Consider the following 17,818-nt stretch of genomic DNA (forward strand, 5'->3'; position numbering starts at 1 on the left):
CGTAATCATGAATGGTTCGAACATCTCTGGAAAACGAATGATCAATTACGCTGCCAACCTAACCCTGATGTTTCAAGAGTGGTCCTTCCTGGATCGATTCGAGGCAGCACGCGAGGCTGGGTTTGAGGCGGTTGAATTCAGCTTTCCTGCCGACATTCCGGCGAACCAGGTGCGCGCCCAGCTTGAACGTACTGGCTTGCGTCAGGTTCTGGCGACGGTCCGACTGCAGCCCGGTAGTAAAGGTACTGCAGCCGTTCACGGGCAGCAGAGCCGTTTCCGGGAGGACTTCCGGATTGGCCTGGAATACGCGGTCGAAGCGAAAAGCCCTCTGCTCCATGTTTTAGCTGGCACTGTTGTACGGTCGGACCTCGCGGCGTCCTGCGGCCAGTTTTTATCCAACATGGAATGGGCAATTCAGCATGCTGCCACGGAGAATGTTCGGGTAGTGATTGAGGCGATTAACCAGAACTCGGTACCTAACTACTTCATCACGTCCCTTTCCGCCGCATTTGATTGGTCTGCACGACTGCCGGGGCTTGGGGTGATTCTCGACCTGTATCACGCTGCGATGGAAGGGCTGGGGCCGGTTGATTGTATTGGTCGGTACGTTGAGCAATGCGACCATATCCAAATCGCAGGGTATCCGGGTCGGCATGAGCCCGATCGCGGGACTCTGGATCTCGGCGAAATCCTAGCTACGATCGAAAACAGTCATTATCGAGGATGGGTAGGCTGTGAGTACCAACCGGCGGGCCCAACAGTCGACGGCCTGCGCTGGCTGAGTTCAATCAGCTCCTGAGGCAGATAAAAAACTCAGACTGTCCAATCGGGGCTGGTGGGACCCTTCGTTGGTGTCGGTGCTCGATTTCCCGATCAAGCGTTGGTGCTTGCGTTGGGGTTCGACGCAAAACGGTTGCTGAGCTGCGGCACTAGCGGTCGATGGGGAATGGCGACTTCGCCCTACGCCAACAAATCCGTGCGTTTACTGTACGTCCGCTAGAGCGATATTGACTGTTATTGCCAAGCTCCAAGACATCTCCCGCAAGATTTACCGTTCGCGGCTGCACCTGGCCTATCCAATTCGGGAACATCGAAACTGCGATGGTGTGGGTGAGCTGACCCGATTGCTCGTCCACATTGAAGGGGCCGCAGTAGGAAATGTACGACAGCCCTTGGGCGCGGTATTCCGCATCGGTACCTTCAAACCAGTCACCCGAGAAAAAAGATGCCCGATTTGGCATGCTCAGCTGAGCCGACATATAACCATCTGCTGTGTACATTATGAAGCCTTCAGGATGTTCGCCGAAGGGATGTATGGGCTCGGATCCGTCCACTGGGTATTCTGTGTAGGTTTCGAGCACCCAGGTTCCAATCAGTTTTTCTCGCATGCTCATAGTCGTACCTCACATCGTCTGCTGCATATCGTTGTCGATTGGCAAAAGCTGTCCAGAGATGGACTTGCCTGCGTCCGATGCCAGGAAGACTGCTAGTTCTGCAATGTCTTTCGGGTCCACGAGGCGTTGGAGAGATTGAACCGAAAGCGCCTTCCTACGTTCTTCCTCCACGGAGTTGCCGCTGAGACTGGCTCTACCATTGAGCACGCTTTCAAAGCGTTCCCCTTCGACAGCTCCGGGCAGAATGGCGTTTACACGGATCCCATACGCGCCAAGCTCGCGTGAAAGGCTCTTAGTGAAACCAATCAGTCCCCATTTACTGGTCGAGTAGGGGGAACGATCGGGGTAGCCCAGTCGTCCCGCAACAGAAGACATGTTGATGATTGAGGGGCGGGATGAACGCTTGAGCGCAGAAACGGCCAGGCGCGTAACGTTGAAGGTACCATTCAGGTTTATCTGCATTACCTTGTCCCACTCATCAGGGTCAAGCTGCTCAACCGGAGCGGTGGGGCCGGATACCCCAGCGTTGTTGACGAGAACATCTAGACCACCCATGGTTTCGATGATGCCTGGAATGCTGAGTTCAAGGCTGCTGCGATCAGCTACGTTGCACACTGCGGTGCGGATAGAAGGATGCTCTAATTTAAGGCGGCTTAAGCCCTCAGTGTCGATGTCGACTACCGTGACGTCGGCGCCGCGGCTGTTGAAAGCCAGCGCGATCGCATGCCCGATACCAGATGCTCCCGCTGTTATCAGTACTTTCTGCTTGGTCATGATTGATTCCCAATAAATGCTCTGGGAGAACAATAGATTCCCGTGAAGCTATCCATGAAATTGTTTATCGTTATGCGACCTATCATTAGGATGGATTGGTCATGGACCTATCGCGTATCGACCTCAACCTCTTGGTTTCGCTGGACACGTTGCTGGCTGAGATGAACGTGACTAGGGCAGCTACACGCCTTCACATCAGCCAGCCAGCAATGTCTGCACAGCTGTCACGCTTGCGCGAGCTCATGGGCGATCCGCTGTTGGTCCCTATACAAAAAGGCCGGAGCATGACCCCTACTGCACGGGCCTTGGCGTTGCGGGGACCTCTTCGCTCGGCATTGAAGACGCTCGGTTCAGTCATTCAAAGTGAGTTGGAATTCGATCCTTTGAACGACGAGAGGGTCTTCCGGATAGCCGCCTGTGATACAGCCTTGAGCACCATCTGCGAGCTGTTGATCGCCTCAATCACCAAGCACGCAGGCACGCAGATTCAGGTGTCACTCAATGCCGTTGATCCTGGACTCATAGGACGGCAAATGGAGGAGGGTTTTTTCGATCTGCTGATCGACTCAAGCCGCGGCCTTCCGCAGGGCGTAAAACTCACAGCACTGGGGAACGATGAGTTCGTCATGGCGCAGCGCAAAGATCACCCTCGTGGACGCGAGCCTCTTACCCTGGATGGGTATTGTGAACTCAATCATCTTGTCGTATCGCCAGAACGGGAGAGCTTCAGGGGTTACATGGATGAGTATTTGCGTTCCGCCGGCATGAGTCGAAGGATCAACCTTACCGTGCCGACCGCTGGGATGGTCCCAGGGGTCCTGATGTCGACGGACTTGGTCTGTACGATGCCTCGCATGCTTATTCAGTCCCAGCACGAAGCCATCGAGACGTTTGAGTTGCCGTTTAAAAGCGAGCCTTTCCAACTCGTGATGGCTTGGCATCCGAGGGATGATGCTGACCCGGCTAATCGCTGGCTGCGTCAGTTGGCCCAAAATCTGGCTGCATCAACTCAACCCGCACCGAGCGACGCCAATTAATTTCGTTATCTGGATAGCGGCTACTGGACCTGGATAGCCACGTTTGAAGTCGAGCGGATAATTAGAGCTGTGGCCGCCGATGCGCCGGTCACACCTTAACGGCTCCCAAGAGCCCCACAGCCCTGACAAAAAAAAAGAGGGTTTGCTTCATGCCAGGTACGATGTTGGCTGCTCGCCTCCACGAAGTTGGTGGCAAATTTACCGTGGACGAAATTCCTCTTCCTGATGTTGGAGAGCATGACGTCCTGATCAAAACTGCCGCCTGCGCTGTTATCCCCAATCTGCGCAACGTCGTCACAAATTTCCCGGAGTGGTACCCGTTTCTACCGCTGCCTGAGCTGCCTGCTGTGTTCGGTTTGGATGCCGCTGGCACCGTGGTATCGGTTGGTCGCTCTGTGAAAGATTTCAAGGAAGGCGACCGGGTCTACGTCAATCCTGGACTGAGTTGCGGTACATGCAAACAGTGCCTGGCCGGACTTCCGACGCGGTGCGCTAGCTATACCTTCATGGGCTATTTCGGATTCAGCCCGTCTTCGAAAGAGGTATTCCGCGAGTATCGCCATGCCGGATACGCCCAATTTCTCCGAGCACCTGCGCGTAACCTGATCACTTTGCCTGACGACTTGTCATTCGAGCTAGCCACACGCCTTGGATACCTAGGCACTGCTTACTCTGCGTTGAAAAAGCTCGAACTCACGCCAGGTCAGAGCTTGCTGGTACTGGGGGCTTCTGGAACCTTGGGTATCGGTGCGACACTGGCCGCAGTAGCGATGGGCGTGACGGATATCATCGTGGCAGCACGAGATGGGACTGCACTCGAACGGCTCCGCCAACTGGCCCCAAAGCGCATTCGCACGCTGCAAATCACGAGTACCGACTTGCATTCAAGCATTCGTGAAATGGCTCCGTGCGGAGTTGATGCAGTCGTTGATACGCTTGGCGCGAAGGCTCCGGCGGAGCTTTCTGTTTCGGCCATGAACGCCGTTACGTCGGGAGGAAAGATCGTACAGATCGGCGGAGTCAGCGGACCTATTCCTATCGATCCTCACCCGTTCATGTGTACACAGCTTCAGTACATCGGCTCCCTGTGGTTCACCACCGCAGAAGCCCAGGAGCTGATGGCGTTGATCAGAACGGGATTGCTCGACACCAATCAGTGGGCACCTCGACCCTACACACTGGACCAGCTCAACGAAGCCCTTGAAGACGTCAAAACCGATGCTAGCGGCTTCCTGAACTACCATATCGTGCACGGCTAATGGCGGAGCAGGGCGACGATACAGATCGTCGCCCTGACGTTGTTCTCAGTTCCCTTTTGTTGCTAGGTTGCTTGTACAACTCACTGCCTTTTTGAGGGCTCTCCATGGCCTGGCCCAACGTCGCCCCATTTGTACCATCTGATCAGGTCCTCGCGGATTTCAGCGTCTGCGAGTCGTCCAATCTTGAGGAGGCAGTGCTGTGCGGTGAGCGGATGTTTTGCAAGAACCGGCTTGAAAAAAAGGGAACCGAGTTCAAGGCTCAATTTTTTCATCGGTCGGCTGGCGAGGCTGGGGTTGCCAGAATGTCCTTTGGGGGAGAGGTCGCTATCCATCCAGGGAAGCTGGATAATATCGTGCTGGTCCAGTCGGTCCTCACTGGCCATGAACACGTGATCAGTGATCAGTTACGCCTCAACTGCAACCCGGGGCATGCCACCGTTTTCAACTACCACCGGCACTCCTTCTTCAATCATTTCCCTGGCACTGACAAGCTGCTCGTCCGTATTGATCGAACGCTGCTGGAAACCATGCTTCAACGTCAGCTGGGGAGGAGTATCAAGCAGGACATTTCCTTTCAGCCTCAGTTGCCAATGGATACCTTCGCTGGCCAGAATTGGCTGCAGACACTGGGGTGGGCTTACAGCCAGCTGTCGTCCAAGTCATTACATTCATCGCATCTACAAAGCCTAATTGGTGAGGTGCTGGCCTCTTCTTTGCTCGAGTTCCATGAAAGTAATCACAGCCAGGCGCTGCGGGATTCGGCCGAAAAGAAAGTAGTCCCCGCGATTGTACGGATGATTGAGGAGTTCATGGAAGAGCATGCTCAAGAGCCCCTCACGATCTCGCAGATTGCAAGGCACGCTGGCGTGACTGCTCGAACAGTTCAGCTGAGTTTTCAACGCTTCCGCGGACTGTCACCGATGCAATTCTTGAAGGAGATTCGCCTGCGGCGCGTTCGTGTAGAGCTCGAGACCCCGCAGCATGCTCACGTTCAAGTTTCGTCCACTGCATTGAAATGGGGCTTTACCCATCTCGGTCGATTTTCCTCTGATTACAAGCAGCGATTCGGAGAATCACCTTCCATGACGATCAAGCGGAGAGGGGGATAAATGAGCTTTGTTCAGCGTCTGCTGATAGTGTAGTCCTATGATAAATTGTAGTTGAACAAGCAGGGTGGTGTTGAGCGAAGAAGTTTATCGATAGTGACTATTATTATGTTTGATTTCACCGGTTGGAGGTTTTCCATTACTGTACATCTCGATGAAGTGAGGCGCGGTACCCTTCCTTGTACCAAGCGAGTGTCCTTCATTGCCCTTTGGTGTTGCCGCTTGCCCGCAAGCGGCTTTTTTACCAAAATTCTTTAAGTCGTTGCTTCTCAGATGAGCGCGTAGTGGCCTTCATTTTGGCTCCTTGGATGGTATAAATAACCTCCCTTTACTATGGCCGTCAGGCCATAGTTTTTTTTACGTCTTCGATTTGGAATAGGGTGAAGCCGCCTGGGGGAAGGCGGTTGAAATATTGCACTTAACTTACTGAGCGCTCTCTTTATCCACGCTGGCGAGTGCCTCCTGCAAAGTGTGGAATGCAGGTCCTAGAGCAGTAGCGAGCTGGTCAGCGCGCTCTGTTGGTATCCAAGGCCGCTTACCCAAAAAGAGCTCATCGCCAAATCGTTTGCGAAGCTTGGCTATGGTATTGCTGATGGCTGGCTGTTTTACCCCCAAGCGTTGGGATGCCCGTGTCACTCCTTTCTCTTGGTACACCACCAAGAAAGTGATTAAACTATGTAAGTCTGCATTCAGCAAGATTTTTTCAGGGCTCTGCATGTTGGCTCCGTATTTCACTATCCATAAATAATGATCTGAAGCAGATGCTTCGGCAGCTGGATGTCAAGAACGCTATCAACGCTGCGAAACTCGAATTTGAAAAATGATCAATCATATCCTTTTCGTTGGTCCAGAAGCCGCTAATAATCATCGAGCTGAAGTATTTGTTTAGCGCGATTATCGAGTAGCTCATGCACCCCGGCTCGGTGCGGAGCACGTTGACCAGCTCGTCTATGGCTAAAAGAACATCATCGTCAGGACGCTTATCAAAGCGAACCTCTATCGCGCTTGCTGATGTCAACGACATTGCTATTGCTCCCGATTTAAAATTGGCGTTGGCTCGCCACTTTAGGTCGAAGAATTTATTCAAGCATTCTCTTGAAAAGTAGGGCAGCACTTCTGTAAGGCGCTGCCCCAGATTCTCAGTTCTGGCTTACGCTCCAGCCGCCCCCAAGGGCTTTGTAAAGCTGGACTTCACTGTTGATTTGATCGAGCTGATCATTCAATAGCTTCTGTTGTGAGGCGAACAGTTCGCGTTGGGCATCCAGTACTGTCAAGTAGCTATCAATGCCCTGGTCGTATCGCTGCTGTGCTAAGCCAAAATACGATTTGTAGTTATCAACCAATTCGTTCTGAGCACGAAGCTGCTTGCCATAAGTTCCCCTCGCAGCGAGGCCGTCGGCTACCTCCCGGAAAGCCGTTTGGATACTCTTTTCATAAGTCGCAACGCCCACATCCTTCTGAATTTCAGCGTAATCGAGATTGGCTCGCAGCTTTCCTGCATTGAAGATCGGCACACTGATTTGTGGAGCGAAGCTCCAGCTTTCAGATCCGCCGTTGAACAGTCCGTCCAGATCGCTGCTGGCTGAGCCCGCTGACGCTGTCAGGCTTATGCGTGGAAAAAATGCCGCACGAGCCGCCCCGATGTTTGCATTAGCGGCCATAAGCTGATGCTCGGCAGAACGGATGTCCGGTCTGTTTAGTAGCAGATCTGCTGGTAGCCCTGCTGGAACCTTCCCTATGGCACTCATGGCCAGTGGCAAGTTTTGTGGCAAATCAGTTGGAATCTTGCAGCCCAGCAACAATTGCAGTGCGTTTACATCCTGCGCGATACGCCGGGTGTACAAAGCCTGCTGTGCCTGGGCTTGGTTAACCAGCGTCCTCGCCTGTCGGACATCCAGCTCCGACGAAGTACCCGCCGCTGCGCTGGACTCGATCATTGCCAGGCTTTCGACGTAGCTGGTCAGCGTCGCTTCGGTCAGCTCCAAAAGTGCTTGGTCGGTTCGCCACAGAAAATAAGTGGTTGCCACATCGCCTATCAGTGCGATCTGAACGCTGCGTTGCGCCTCCTCAGTAGCCAGATACTTTTCAAGCGCTTGGCTGGACAAGCTTCGGATTCGGCCAAATAAGTCCAACTCGTAGGCAGTCACCAGGCCGACTTGGTACTGGCTATCGATCCGAGAATCGCCGGTGGGGGACAAATCATCAGGCAAGCGGGTTCGATTTCCAGATGCTTCGCCATCAAGTGTGGGAAACCGCTCCGCTCGTTGGATACGGTAAAGCGCTCTATAGGATTCAACATTTTTGGCAGCGATTCGAAGATCTCTGTTGTTCTCCAACGCCGCATCGAGGAGGCGGACCAGCGCTGGATCTTTGAAGAAATTTTTTGCCTCGGGGAGAGCCGCCGCGATACTACGCTGGTCTCCCTGCCCGCCGTAGGCCTCGCCCGTTGGCCATTGCGCCTGCACGGGGGCGGCTGGCTGCTGGTAGTCGGGCATCAAGCTGCATCCGCTGAGCATCAGCAATGCAAAGACGGGGAGCGACTTAAACTTCATGAGTCACCTCCTTGACCGCTTTTGGCTTTCGTTTCATGAGCCCCTCGAAAAGCTTGACAACTACCACGTAGAACAGCGGAACAAAGAAGACGGCCAGCACGGTTGCTGTGATCATGCCTCCGACGACGCCCGTAGCAATGGAGTGCTGGCTCCCAGCGCCTGCGCCCGATGCAATGGCCATCGGCAGCACACCGAATGTGAATGCCAGCGAGGTCATCAAAATCGGACGCAAACGCAGCTTGGCGGCCTCTATCGCAGCTTTGACGATCGGATAACCTTCCTTTTCATACAGCTCTTTTGCGAACTCCACGATTAGGATGGCGTTCTTGGCGGACAGGCCAACTGTCGTCATCAAGCCCACCTGGAAGTACACATCCGCCGTCAGGTCGCGCCAAAGCGTTGCCAGCACGGCGCCCAAAATACCCAGAGGAACAACCATGATCACCGAGACCGGTACCGACCAGCTTTCATACAGTGCGGCCAGGCACAGGAATACGATCAGCACAGTCAATGCGTAGAGCAATGGTGCCTGGTCGCCAGTCTGTATTTCTTCATAAGAGAGACCGGTGTAGCTCAGGCCGATGCCAGCAGGGAGCTTTTGCATGATTTCAGCGATGGCAATCATCGCGTCACCAGTGCTGTATCCAGGGGCTGGCTCGCCGAGGATGTTCAGGGAAGAAATGCCACCGTAGCGCTCCAGCTTCGGTGAGCCGTTCACCCACTCACCGGTTGCAAACGCCGAGAACGGAACCATCTGGCCAAGGCTATTGCGCACGTACCATTTATCGAAGTCTTCTGGAGAGATTCGCGAGATGTCTTCGCCCTGTACGTACACCCGTTTGACCCGACCGCGGTCGATGAAGTCGTTGACATACATCGAGCCCCAGGCTGCCGACATCGTTTCGTTGATAGACGCGATGCTTACCTGCAGCGCACGGGCCTTTTCGTCATCAATGTTCACCTGGAATTGCGGCTCGTCGTCCTTACCGTTTGGACGCACTGCTTGGAGTTTGGGGTTTTCGCTTGCCAGTTGCAGGAACTGGTTTCGAGCTGCCATCAATGCTTCATGACCAAGACCTAGGTTGTCCTGTAGGTACAAGTTGAAGCCCATCGCGTTCCCCATTTCCAGAATGGCAGGGGGCACGAACGCCATGACGCTGGCATCTTTGATCTTGGCAAAATGCTGATTAGCCCGTTGCGCGATGCTGAATACGTCTTGCCCAGCGCCGTGACGCTCCTTCCAATCCTTAAGGGTAATCAGTACCAGCCCCGAGTTCTGACCACGACCAGCAAAGTTGAAACCATTCACCGTCAGGAAGTGCTCAACCAACGCACCTTCATCATTGCTCAAGTAGTCTCGCACCTCTTGAAGCACACCCTCGGTGCGCTCCGCTGAAGCATTTGCCGGCGTACGCACTTCGATCATCATCAAGCCCTGGTCTTCGTTGGGCAGGAATGCCTTCGGGATCTGGGTGAACAGATAGCCGGTTCCTCCAGTGATCAGCAAGAACGCAAGCAGGTATCTACCGCGCCCCTTCAGCATTGCACCGACGCCTCGCTCGAATCGCAGAGTGCCGCGGTCGAAGATGCGGTTGAACCAGCCGAAGAAGCCCTTTTTCTCGTGGTGGGAAACGCCTTCCGGAGCTTTGAGGATGGTCACGCAAAGTGCTGGAGTGAACACAAGCGCGACAAAGATCGACAGTCCCATGCAGACCACGATGGTGATCGCGAACTGTTGATAGATGATGCCAGCGGATCCACCAAAGAAAGCCATCGGTACGAACACAGCCGACAGCACCATGCCGATACCCACCAAGGCCCCGGAAATCTGGTCCATCGACTTACGGGTAGCCTCAAGTGGCGTCAACCCCTCGTCGTGCATGAGCCGCTCAACGTTCTCGACCACGACGATCGCATCATCGACCAGCAAGCCGATGGCGAGCACCATGGCGTACATGGTGAGTACGTTGATACTGAGGCCGAAATAGGGCAGAAGTGCGAATGTGGCGAGCAGCACCACGGGAACTGCCAGGGTGGGAATCAGTGTTGCCCTGAAGCTCTGTAGGAACAGATACATAACCAGGAAGACCAGTACCACCGCTTCAAAAATAGTGTGTACTACCGACTCAATCGAGGCATCAACGACAGGTGTTGTATCGTAGGGATAAATGACCTCCACGCCATCTGGCAGATAGGCCTTCTGCTCCTCCATCAGCTTCTTGACAGCTTCTACGGTCTCCAGCAGGTTGCCACCGGTGGACAAACGCAGCGCCAGGCTTGCGGTTGGGGAGTCCTTGTATTTCGCGGAAATGGCGAAGCTGTCAGCCCCCAGTTCGGCACGTCCGACATCCTTCACTCGTACCTGTGAGCCGTCCGCGTTCACCTTGACCAAGATCTCATCGAACTGGCTAGGCGTTGTCATGCGCGTCTTGCCGAGAACGGTGGCATTCAGCTGGACGCCTGAGCGAGTTGGTAGTCCACCCAACTGGCCAGAGGACACTTGGACGTTCTGTTCCCGGATAGCATTGGCTACATCAGTAGGTGTCAGCTGATAGCTGTTGAGCTTGCCTGGATCTAGCCAGATACGCATTGCGTAAGGCGAGCCAAACAGCTGGAAATCACCGACGCCTGGAATGCGCGAAATGGGATCCTGAAGCTGTGAAGCGATCAGGTTGCCCAGGTCGAAGTTATCGAGCTTCCCCGAGCGATCCACCAAGCTCATGACCAAGAAGAAATTCATCTGGTACTTCACTACGCGAAGCCCCTGACGCTGAACTTCCTCCGGCAAACGAGGTGTCGCCAGTTGCAGCTTGTTCTGCACCTGAACTTGAGCGATGTCCGGATCGGTCCCCTGTTCAAAGGTCACGATGATGGTCATGCTGCCGTCAGAGGCGCTCTCAGCCGACATATATCGGAACCCATCAAGACCACTGAGCTGTTGCTCAATGACCTGGACCACCGTGTCCTGGACGGTTTGTGCAGAAGCACCTGGGTAGCTGACCTGGATCGAAACGGCAGGGGCCGCGATGTTTGGATATTGGCTAATCGGCATCTTGGCCAGCGAGAGCGCGCCGGCGAGCATTGCCACGATAGCGAGAACCCAAGCGAAGATCGGCCGGTCGATAAAGAAGCGAGACATTTACGGCGCCCCCTCAGTTAGCCGAGGCTTCAGTGGTAGCGGCGAAGTCAGCTACCAAATCCACATTTTTGGCTTCTACCGCATTGACGGCGATGCCGCTGCGGACACGTTGAACACCTTCGGTCACGATTCGCTCTCCCTCGGATACGCCTTTGCTGATCAGCCAGGCGTTGCCCACAGTTCGTAGGGTCTGGACCTCGCGGGCCTCAACAGTGTTGTCGGCCTTCACCACCCAGACACTTGGCACGCCACGCGTATCGCGGCTGATGGCTTGTTGTGGAACCAGGATCGCCGCCTGCTGCACACCTTCCTTCAGGAGGGCGTGAACAAACATGCCTGGAAGCAACTTGCGATTAGGATTCGGGAATTCGGCGCGAAGGGTTACTGAACCTGTGGTCGGATCAACGCTGACCTCAGAAAACTTAAGGGCGCCCGGGATTGGGTAAGCACTACCGTCATCCAGGGTCAGGCTGACTTCGGCCTGGTTCTCACCTGTCTTCTGAAGTCGCCCTGACTCCAATGCCTGTTGCAGGCCCAGCAGCTTCGTGATCGGCTGAGTGACGTCAACATAGATCGGGTCTAGCTGAGTAACAGTGGCGAGCGACTGTGCTTGACCGTTAGTAACGAGTGCACCCTCGGTAACTGTCGACCGTCCGATGCGGCCTGAGATCGGCGAAAGCACACGGGTGTACTGAACGTCGATACGAGCGACCTGATAGTCAGCCTCCGCCTGTTTCCATGCGGCAAGGGCATCGTCGTACTGCTGCTTGCTCACAGCCTTGGTTTTCAACAACGTTTCATATCGTCGAGCCAGGTTCTGCGCAGTAGTTCGATTGGCTTCGGCCCGACGCAATTGCGCCTCATAGGTACGCGGGTCAATTTGATAGAGCTGCTGACCCAGCTTGACCTCAGTCCCCTCAACAAAGAACCGCTTTTGAAGGATCCCCGATACTTGTGGGCGCACTTCCGCTACCCGGTAGGCCGAGGTCCGGCCGGGCAGGTCGGTTGTCAGGGTCAGAGACTGTGAGCGGACGGTGTATACGCCCACGTCAGGGGGAGGCGGAGCTGAGGCGATGTGGTCTTTTTCACCACAGCCGGTCACCAGCATCAGCGCCGTTAGGGGAATTGCATGTAATGCACGCGAGGATCGTATCTGTCTCACCGATTTGCTCCATCTCTGCGCCCCTAGGCCGGGGACTTGTAATTGCTGAATCACCATGTGGTCAAGTGTACCACTATGCGATACTATGAGCGCAAGCAAGCAGTAATAACCATCGGTCGAACGTTGGTGAGATAGGTGTTCGGAACGTGTGACTGGCTAGGCGAGGCACGGAGCTCTAAAGTGGCGGCCATAACAGATGCTGCAGCGGTGCACGCTGAGGAGAGATATGAACCAATCAGACGAAGTCGGTGGCAAGGCGGGGGGTATTCAAGTCATCGCCAGAGCTGCCTCGATCATGCGAGCCCTTGGCAGTCATCCGAATGGCTTGAGTTTGGCGGCTATCGCGCAGTTGGTCGGGCTGCCGCGCTCGACCGTCCAGAGAATCATCAACGCCCTGGAAGAAGAGTTTTTGGTTGAGGCATTGGGCCCTAGTGGAGGCTTCCGCCTTGGGCCGGCGCTTGGCCAGCTCATCAACCAGGCACAATCAGACATTCTTTCGTTGGTAAAGCCGTACTTACGCTCACTGGCGGAGGAGCTTGAAGAGTCGGTCTGCCTGGCTTCTCTGGCCGGCGATAAAATCTACGTGCTGGATCGCATCGTGTCAGAACGAGAGCTGCGTGTGGTGTTTCCGATTGGCATCAATGTGCCCGCCGCTGCGACCGCCGCAGGTAAGGTCCTTTTGGCAGCGCTGCCTGAGGAGTCACTCCCAGCAGCACTCAGTGATCAACTTCCAGTGTTCACCCCAAACACGCTCGGACGACAGGCGCTGATTAAGCAACTGAGTGAAATCAGGGCGAGCGGCATAGCAAGCGATCTGGATGAACATATCGATGGCGTTTGCTCATTCGCAACGCTTTTGGATACCTACCTTGGCTATTACTCCCTCGCAGTCGTAATGCCGAGTTCCAGAGCGAGTAAGCAGTCGGACACGATCAAAAAAGCTCTGCTATTGACCAAGCAGAATATAGAGCGCGCCATCGGTCGCGCGTCAAAGAAAGCGCCCTAGTTAAAATGGCCAGGAAGACGGTAGCCGAGGCTGAGGAAACACGACAGCGCATTATCGACGCGGCTGTCGAGGTGTTCGCTGCCCAAGGAGTTCCAGACGCTACGCTGGACCAAATAGCCCGAAAGGCAGGCGTCACTCGTGGCGCCGTTTATTGGCATTTCAATGGGAAGCAAGAAGTACTTCAGGCGGTGCTGACATCGCGGCAGCATCCACTTGAATTGGAGTTCTCCGCCGACGACGGAATCGAACTCTCCTGGGAAGCTGTGGTGACCGCCATGCTTGATGCTGTTAATAGCCCCCAGTCAAAGCGGTTCTCGGAAATCTTGATTTATCAGGGGGGGGACGAATCGGGTCTGATCCATAGCCGCATGGAGCAAGCGAGTAATCGATTCCTGCAGTACATTCATCAGGTGCTTAGGCATGCGATTATTCAAGGTGAATTGCCGAAGACTCTGGACCTTCTCACTTCGATAGCCGTCTTCAAAGGGTTGGTCACCGGGTTGCTTTATGAGGGCCTACGCAGCCAGCATCAACCGCCTCAAGTCATCAAAGCCGCGCTGAGATCATTCTTGGCGTTGCTCAAGGAGCCTCCTCGCCACTTACTGTGCGAGGAGGTTCAAGTTCCGCAAGCCTCAACAGAGTACTGTCAACAGTAGCGCCGTTTCTGCCACTGATTAGACCGCCAGCGCTCGCTCGCGCAGTTCACTGTTCAGGATGCGGTCGTTCTCGCTGTAGTCGACTGGGCAGTCAATGACGTGAACGCCGGGGTTGGCAATACAATGATCCAACAGTGGCAGCAAAGCATCCGCGCTTTCCACCCTGTGTCCATTGGCACCATAGGCTTCGGCATATTTGACGAAGTCCGGATTGCCGTAGTCGAGACCGAAATCGGTGAAGCCCATGTTCGCCTGCTTCCAGCGGATCATGCCGTAGCCGTCGTCACGCAGGATTACCACGGTAATGTGCATGTTCAGGCGAACCGCGGTTTCCAATTCCTGGCTGTTCATCATGAAGCCACCGTCGCCACACACCGAAATTACCGGGCGATCCGGGTACACCAAATGGGCGGCCATGGCTGACGGCAGGCCGGCGCCCATGGTCGCCAAGGCGTTGTCGAGCAGCACGGTGTTGGGCTTGTGCGCCTTGTAGTTGCGGGCGAACCAGATCTTGTAGATGCCGTTGTCTAGAGCGACGATGCCTTCGGACGGCAGCACGCGACGGATGTCGGCCACCAGGCGCTGAGGATAGACCGGGAAGCGGTCATCGTCGGCGCCTTCGGCGATCTGGGCTTCGTTGGCTTCACGAATCGCCATGAGACGGGTGAAGTCCCAGTGCGAGGTGTCGCCCAGGCCTTCAGCGATCTGCCAGACGGCGTTGGCGATGTCGCCGATCACTTCTACCTGCGGGAAGTACACGGCGTCGACTTCGGCGGAACGGAAGTTGATATGGATGACTTCGGTGCCGCCACGGACCATGAAGAACGGCGGCTTCTCGATCACATCGTGGCCGATGTTGACGATCAGGTCAGCCGCTTCGATCGCACGGTGCACGAAATCACCGGACGACAGCGCAGCGTTACCCAGGAAGCGCGGGCTGCGCTCGTCAACCACACCCTTGCCCAGCTGGGTGGTGACGAACGGGATACCAGTCTTATCGACCAGCTGCTTGAGGACCTTGGCGGTCATCTTGCGGTTGGCGCCGGCACCGATCACCAGGATAGGGCTGCGTGCGGTGCGCAGTTTCTCGATGGCAGCCTCGATGGCCACGTGCTCGGCCAGCGGCCGGCGGTGCAAGCTGCGCGGGATCGGCATGGCATCGGTCTGCTCGGCGGCGATGTCTTCCGGCAGTTCCAGGTGCACGGCGCCCGGTTTTTCTTCTTCGGCCAGGCGGAACGCTTCACGCATGCGCGAAGGGATGTTGTCGGCCGAGGCGAACTGGTGGGTGTACTTGGTGATGGGGTCCATCATGCCGCACACATCGATGATCTGGAAGCGGCCCTGCTTGGACTTCTTGATCGGCTTCTGGCCGGTAATCATCATCATCGGCATACCGCCCAGGTAGGCGTACGCACTGGCGGTTACCAGGTTGGTAGCGCCAGGGCCGAGGGTCGACAGGCTGACGCCGGTCTTGCCGGTTAGGCGACCATAGGTGGCGGCCATGAAGCCCGCGGACTGCTCGTGACGGGTCAGTACCAGCTTGATCTTCGACTTGCGCAGGGATTCCAGCAGGTCGAGGTTCTCCTCACCGGGAATGCCGAATACATACTCGACACCTTCGTTTTCCAGGCATTGCACAACGACATCAGCGGCCTTAGCCATAGTTCACCCTCATCGCACTCGAGGCAGTTTGGACCTGAGAGGGAGGCGCAGCAGCAGGTGCGCCACTCTCCCACGGGCTCTTATCGGTTGGTTTTTACATCTAGTGTTTGCAGCGCAGCGGCCGAGTGGCCTCCAGCGCGGTTGGAGCAAATAAAAAGAAGGCCCGGCATCGAGCCGGGCCTCTGAGGTATTGCTTAACCGAGGACGCTTTGGAGAGCCTGCTGCAGTTCTGAAACTGCTTCGTCGGCCGACCAAACAGCGTTGCTGTGCCGCCAAGCGACATAGCCATCAGGTCGAACCAGAAGCGCGCCTGCCTCGTGAATCTCACGAACCGATTGCCAATCGCAGTAGAGGTCCGCGGTCCCTTTTGCGCCTGTGACAACGGTTTTCAGGAATGGCTGGTTCAAGCTTTCTGCAGCAGCCACCCATGCCTGGCCGGCAAGGCCCGTGATAAGCGTCATTTGCCCTTTACCCACGACATCGAGTGTAGAAATCCGGTGGCCGTTTTCGTTAACCAGCCAAGCGTGAGGAAGCTTGGCACCAGGGCGAGTGGTAGCCTGCAGGTACAGTTCTTTGTCACGAGCCCAGAGTTCAACACCATCCCTAGGATCAGCTTTAACGGCAGAGGACACGTAGCGCTGGTTCAGCTCGACACCTTGAGCGTTGAATTCGCGACTCTTGATTTCCAGCGCCTTCTGCAGGTTCATGCGAACTTCCACACCAGCCGGGCTGGGGTCACGCATGCGATCAAGCAGCTTGGCGATTGTGTCCACGCCATTGCCAAAGTTGAAGCACTCTTTCAGCAGGGCATAGTCCTTACGCGACTGGTTGGCACGTGCCACGATCTGCTTGCCCACGGGAGCACGCTCTGCGGTGTAGCTTTCCAGCAGATTCGGATCGGCAAAGCCTTTAAGAACGTAAGCCAGCTTCCAGGCAAGGTTGAAGCCATCCTGCATACAGGTGTTGGAGCCCAGGCCGCTTGATGGTGGGTGACGGTGAACAGCGTCGCCGGCACAGAACACTCGGCCACGGGAGTACTCGGTGGCATGTGCTTGGTTTACATACCAGGTCGACATGCGTTCGATCTGAACTTCCAGCTTGGGATCACCGACCAAAAGACGAATCTTGTCTAGTACCACTTCTGGCGATAGATCCGGAGCGCCTTTGGTTATGTCGAAGCCCCAACCCGCAATCCACTGATCCCACGGACGGATGGCGCGCAACAAACCCATGCCGATCTCACCGAAACCAGCCTCTGGAGTAGCGATCCACTGCAGGATACTTGGACGGTGTTCTACGTACTTGCTCAGGTCTGCGTTGAAAATGACGTATGCGGTTCCAGCCCTTGCCATCTCGCCTACGATCGGTAGGTCGATTTCTTTAGCTACTTTGGAGTTGGCTCCATCGGCGCCCACCAGATACTTCGCTCGGACCTCGTATTCGATACCGGTCAGAACGTCCTTCATGCGAGCAGTTACACCTTCGGCATCCTGCTTATGGCTCAAGTATTCGGTGTTGAAGCTCACTTGAGCACCGCGTGCTGCAGCATGCTTGAGCAGGATAGACTCCATTTCAGGCTGGATGAGATCCAGCATGGTGCATGGACTGCCCTGGACGTAGTCGCCCTTGCGTTTGTCGCCAGTGCCCCAGGTGCGCATACGTGCGATTTCTTCACCTGCCAAACTGGTGGTGAACAGCGTATCGCCCATCTGATCCCAGGGCGTGGCCGCTCTCACCACCTCCTCTTCCAACCCAAGGTCACGCACGACCTCCATGGCACGCTGGTTCGTGATGTGAGCGCGCGGCGAGTTTGCCAGCCAGTTGAACATGGTGACCATTTTTACCCGCACACCGTAGGTGGCGAGTGCTAGGGCAGTGGTCGCACCAGCAGGGCCAGTGCCGATCACCAAAACATCGGTGTCAAAGCTATTGGAGGTAGTCATTTTCTTATTCTCCAGGCGTTACAAAGGTCGTTTCGAGCTCGCTAAGGCTCGGATCAGTTTTGGTGCTGGAAACCGGAACGCCGACGAACTAGGCGTCAGGCAGTGCCAGCTTTTAAGGACGAACGTCA

15 protein-coding genes are annotated in these 17,818 nt (G+C 55.5%); 6 read left to right on the forward strand and 9 right to left on the reverse strand.

The features are described 5' to 3' along the window. Positions 1–37: 37 nt before the first annotated feature. Positions 38–799 (forward strand): hydroxypyruvate isomerase family protein, encoded by a 762-nt coding sequence (locus tag AC5O5R_RS10425; RefSeq protein WP_320327453.1) that lies wholly within the window; start codon positions 38–40, stop codon positions 797–799. Between the two features lie 130 nt (positions 800–929). Here AC5O5R_RS10425 and AC5O5R_RS10430 read toward each other — a convergent pair whose 3' ends face one another. After that, entirely contained in the window at positions 930–1,394 is a 465-nt protein-coding gene (locus tag AC5O5R_RS10430; RefSeq protein ID WP_320327454.1) for a lipocalin-like domain-containing protein, read from the reverse strand. Positions 1,395–1,403: 9 nt separating this feature from the next. Then, positions 1,404–2,168 (reverse strand): 3-oxoacyl-ACP reductase FabG, encoded by a 765-nt coding sequence (locus AC5O5R_RS10435; protein ID WP_426622692.1) that lies wholly within the window; start codon positions 2,166–2,168, stop codon positions 1,404–1,406. A 101-nt stretch (positions 2,169–2,269) separates the two neighbouring features. Between AC5O5R_RS10435 and AC5O5R_RS10440 the strand changes: the two genes are divergently transcribed. The 3 genes from AC5O5R_RS10440 to AC5O5R_RS10450 all read left to right on the forward strand — a co-directional run bounded on the left by AC5O5R_RS10440 (position 2,270) and on the right by AC5O5R_RS10450 (position 5,573). Then, positions 2,270–3,205, forward strand: coding sequence for a LysR family transcriptional regulator (locus tag AC5O5R_RS10440; protein ID WP_320327456.1), 936 nt, complete (start codon positions 2,270–2,272; stop codon positions 3,203–3,205). Between the two features lie 149 nt (positions 3,206–3,354). Beyond that, complete coding sequence (locus AC5O5R_RS10445; protein WP_320327457.1) at positions 3,355–4,464, forward strand: alcohol dehydrogenase catalytic domain-containing protein; 1,110 nt, start codon at positions 3,355–3,357, stop codon at positions 4,462–4,464. 104 nt (positions 4,465–4,568) lie between these two features. Beyond that, positions 4,569–5,573, forward strand: a complete 1,005-nt coding sequence (locus tag AC5O5R_RS10450; protein WP_404601812.1) for an AraC family transcriptional regulator — start codon at positions 4,569–4,571, stop codon at positions 5,571–5,573. 420 nt (positions 5,574–5,993) lie between these two features. Here the strand turns inward: AC5O5R_RS10450 and AC5O5R_RS10455 are convergent, their stop codons facing one another. Genes AC5O5R_RS10455 through srpA form a run of 5 tightly spaced genes read right to left on the reverse strand, consistent with a single transcriptional unit; the run spans position 5,994 to position 12,423 of the window. After that, the gene (locus AC5O5R_RS10455) at positions 5,994–6,287 is read right to left on the reverse strand and encodes a LysR family transcriptional regulator (protein ID WP_135198386.1); all 294 of its coding nucleotides are present in this window, start codon (positions 6,285–6,287) and stop codon (positions 5,994–5,996) included. After that, complete coding sequence (locus AC5O5R_RS10460; RefSeq protein ID WP_494515306.1) at positions 6,274–6,657, reverse strand: antibiotic biosynthesis monooxygenase; 384 nt, start codon at positions 6,655–6,657, stop codon at positions 6,274–6,276. Before AC5O5R_RS10460 ends, AC5O5R_RS10455 begins: the two co-directional genes overlap by 14 nt. A gap of 52 nt (positions 6,658–6,709) precedes the next feature. Beyond that, positions 6,710–8,122, reverse strand: coding sequence for a solvent efflux RND transporter outer membrane subunit SrpC (gene srpC / locus AC5O5R_RS10465; RefSeq protein WP_320327459.1), 1,413 nt, complete (start codon positions 8,120–8,122; stop codon positions 6,710–6,712). Beyond that, positions 8,112–11,261 carry a solvent efflux RND transporter permease subunit SrpB gene (gene srpB, locus AC5O5R_RS10470; RefSeq protein WP_254466020.1) on the reverse strand — a complete coding sequence of 1,050 codons (3,150 nt, stop codon included), beginning with the start codon at positions 11,259–11,261 and terminating at the stop codon, positions 8,112–8,114. Before srpB ends, srpC begins: the two co-directional genes overlap by 11 nt. Before the next feature lie 13 nt (positions 11,262–11,274). After that, entirely contained in the window at positions 11,275–12,423 is a 1,149-nt protein-coding gene (gene srpA / locus AC5O5R_RS10475) for a solvent efflux RND transporter periplasmic adaptor subunit SrpA (RefSeq protein WP_494515307.1), read from the reverse strand. Positions 12,424–12,649: 226 nt separating this feature from the next. Between srpA and srpS the strand changes: the two genes are divergently transcribed. Next, positions 12,650–13,429: a solvent efflux transporter transcriptional repressor SrpS gene (gene srpS, locus AC5O5R_RS10480; RefSeq protein ID WP_423519610.1), complete on the forward strand. Its 780-nt coding sequence runs from the start codon at positions 12,650–12,652 to the stop codon at positions 13,427–13,429. A gap of 5 nt (positions 13,430–13,434) precedes the next feature. Further along, complete coding sequence (locus AC5O5R_RS10485) at positions 13,435–14,085, forward strand: TetR family transcriptional regulator (protein ID WP_494515308.1); 651 nt, start codon at positions 13,435–13,437, stop codon at positions 14,083–14,085. A gap of 18 nt (positions 14,086–14,103) precedes the next feature. On the opposite strand, the gene AC5O5R_RS10490 is transcribed toward AC5O5R_RS10485, so the two are convergent. Continuing rightward, the gene (locus AC5O5R_RS10490) at positions 14,104–15,747 is read right to left on the reverse strand and encodes an acetolactate synthase large subunit (protein ID WP_494515309.1); all 1,644 of its coding nucleotides are present in this window, start codon (positions 15,745–15,747) and stop codon (positions 14,104–14,106) included. 194 nt (positions 15,748–15,941) lie between these two features. After that, on the reverse strand, positions 15,942–17,690 hold the full coding sequence (locus AC5O5R_RS10495; RefSeq protein WP_135198394.1) for an FAD-dependent oxidoreductase: 1,749 nt from the start codon (positions 17,688–17,690) through the stop codon (positions 15,942–15,944). Positions 17,691–17,818 lie beyond the last annotated feature (128 nt).

The sequence above is a fragment of the Pseudomonas sp. 8_5_2 genome, from assembly GCF_059295255.1.

What these genes read in the sequence shown, in the direction of transcription:
- AC5O5R_RS10425 (WP_320327453.1), top strand. Translation starts at nt 38, where the DNA reads ATGATCAATTACGCTGCCAACCTAACCCTGATGTTTCAAGAGTGGTCC.
- AC5O5R_RS10430 (WP_320327454.1), bottom strand. Translation starts at nt 1,394, where the DNA reads ATGAGCATGCGAGAAAAACTGATTGGAACCTGGGTGCTCGAAACCTAC.
- AC5O5R_RS10435 (WP_426622692.1), bottom strand. Translation starts at nt 2,168, where the DNA reads ATGACCAAGCAGAAAGTACTGATAACAGCGGGAGCATCTGGTATCGGG.
- AC5O5R_RS10440 (WP_320327456.1), top strand. Translation starts at nt 2,270, where the DNA reads ATGGACCTATCGCGTATCGACCTCAACCTCTTGGTTTCGCTGGACACG.
- AC5O5R_RS10445 (WP_320327457.1), top strand. Translation starts at nt 3,355, where the DNA reads ATGCCAGGTACGATGTTGGCTGCTCGCCTCCACGAAGTTGGTGGCAAA.
- AC5O5R_RS10450 (WP_404601812.1), top strand. Translation starts at nt 4,569, where the DNA reads ATGGCCTGGCCCAACGTCGCCCCATTTGTACCATCTGATCAGGTCCTC.
- AC5O5R_RS10455 (WP_135198386.1), bottom strand. Translation starts at nt 6,287, where the DNA reads ATGCAGAGCCCTGAAAAAATCTTGCTGAATGCAGACTTACATAGTTTA.
- srpC (WP_320327459.1), bottom strand. Translation starts at nt 8,122, where the DNA reads ATGAAGTTTAAGTCGCTCCCCGTCTTTGCATTGCTGATGCTCAGCGGA.
- srpB (WP_254466020.1), bottom strand. Translation starts at nt 11,261, where the DNA reads ATGTCTCGCTTCTTTATCGACCGGCCGATCTTCGCTTGGGTTCTCGCT.
- srpS (WP_423519610.1), top strand. Translation starts at nt 12,650, where the DNA reads ATGAACCAATCAGACGAAGTCGGTGGCAAGGCGGGGGGTATTCAAGTC.
- AC5O5R_RS10485 (WP_494515308.1), top strand. Translation starts at nt 13,435, where the DNA reads ATGGCCAGGAAGACGGTAGCCGAGGCTGAGGAAACACGACAGCGCATT.
- AC5O5R_RS10490 (WP_494515309.1), bottom strand. Translation starts at nt 15,747, where the DNA reads ATGGCTAAGGCCGCTGATGTCGTTGTGCAATGCCTGGAAAACGAAGGT.
- AC5O5R_RS10495 (WP_135198394.1), bottom strand. Translation starts at nt 17,690, where the DNA reads ATGACTACCTCCAATAGCTTTGACACCGATGTTTTGGTGATCGGCACT.